At 47.7% G+C, this 1,834-nt stretch carries 1 protein-coding gene; it reads left to right on the top strand.

Going from position 1 to position 1,834, the window contains the following annotated elements; genetic code table 11:
* The first annotated feature begins 562 nt into the window (after positions 1-562).
* Entirely contained in the window at positions 563-1,600 is a 1,038-nt protein-coding gene (locus BUB04_RS18585) for a PEP-CTERM sorting domain-containing protein (RefSeq protein ID WP_073042297.1), read from the top strand.
* The last annotated feature ends 234 nt before the right edge of the window (positions 1,601-1,834 follow it).

The following is a 1,834-nucleotide window of genomic DNA, read 5'->3' as shown; positions in this document are numbered from 1 at the left end:
TCTCCAAACGTTGTCTTGACAATGGGGTCCACCTTATCCTCCCACGGGAGACTCTGCCACCGAATGCACTTCGTGTCAGGGGCTCAGGTGCGCAAATCTGGGTGTCGCCCTAACTCCATTCTAAGGTGTCCCGTGACAAAATGCTTAAGTCAACAGTGTTGCCGGGAACCCTTGGGAAGGTTGTTAATCGCCAGGTAGTTGTGCAAACATTTTCCCTTCAGTGAACTGACGTTCCACTTGAACGGAACGGCCTTGCACACGGGAGGATGAAGCCGTCCAGCAAAGTTAAAAAGCAATGACTTTTATTTGTGTAAAAATATGATGTTATAAGAGGTTTGCACTCTTGGAATGGCTGGCACGGAATCTGCATGCAACTCTGGTGTACTCTCGAAAGGAGGGCCACTCTAATTTGGGCTCGGTTTTTGTGATACACCGGATTAGAAGAAATCGAGAAGAAAGGAGGGAATATTGAGTTGCATTTCATGACGCTTGATTTTCCAAGGTTCGATAACGTCGCCAAGTGTTCGTATGTGAAACTTGTTGAGTAGAAAAGGAGGACGCAATGAAATTAACAGCTAGAAGCATAGGTGTGTTTCTGTTGACGACGAGTTTTGTCCTAGTGATCATGATACCTCACTCGGGTGCGGCTCCGATGCTGCAAATCGGTGATATCGCTCTAAAACTGGATTGGCAGGGAGTGTTTGATCCTCCGGATCAAAACGGTGATGGTAAAAGTGATTTGCCGGGAATTGATGGGAGCCCAAACACAGTGGACCTTCCCTCTGCTTCCGGATCGCAGTTTGATTGGAGTACAGGATCCGGAAGAACTTGGGGTATAGCTCAAATTACGGGTATTTATAAAATCACGGCTGGGGATATAGAAAATCCCACGACTTTAAGTAGCTTACCGTTATGGACACCTAGTTCGGGCGATTTTCTGTTTGCGCGATTCGGTGGACTGAAGCTCGATACTGCTCATGCTGGCTATCCTCCCGCTGCCTTTCCGTATGATTTATATTTTGATAAAGATGCGGATAATGACTACACTAAGAGTGGGGTGGCTTACTTAGAGGTGTTCAATGTGAACTTCGATGCTTATGCTCTAGACGCAACAGCCGGTCCCGGCGATGGGAAATATGGGTCGTTTGGCACTAACATGGATGACGGCACTCTATGGCTTGACGTTGCCCTTACCCCGGGCATTCTCGAGAATTACGACTCTCTGGCTGAAGGCCCGAATGGTGGTTTCGCAGCTTCAGATTGGGATATTGAAAAATCAACTGTCACGAGTCTTACTACCGGAGGGTTCATCTTTTACGGAGATATCGTCGGTGGGGCGGCCCTGTCATCCTATATTTTTCAAGATGGTGCCTTTCCCCTAAACCCTGTAAACGCTGTAAAGGCAGATCTTCAGTTTCAAGGAACCTTAAATCCAATCTTTAACCCGGCGACGGGAAAGTACACGGATCCTAACGGGTGGGTTAGTGAGGGGCAAGATCCTTCCACACTCCAGGTTGTACCGGAGCCGGCTTCTTTGCTCCTTTTCGGTTCAGGGCTTGCTGGTCTTGGCGGTTTTATCAGGAGACGCCGAAATAAATAGGCAGGGTAAGATTGAAGCCCTGTGTTGCTGAGAGCAGGCAGCCCAGATCAGATTGACTGTCAATCATCTGTGCTGCCTGCTTTGTTTTTGCTGAATCCGTGAAAGAGACTCTATCGATAAAGTTCGAATGACATTTGACGTGACATGGGTGACATGGGGACAGGTTAATTATATAGTCCTCGGTGAAGCCTCATGTTATGCAAGAGACAAAGTGAGAATGAAAAGGATCGCCAA

Origin of the sequence: Desulfacinum infernum DSM 9756 (assembly GCF_900129305.1) — a bacterium.
Taxonomy (GTDB): domain Bacteria; phylum Desulfobacterota; class Syntrophobacteria; order Syntrophobacterales; family DSM-9756; genus Desulfacinum; species Desulfacinum infernum.
Note: the sequence above shows the minus strand (reverse complement) of the source record. Positions and strands in the feature narration are given on the sequence as shown.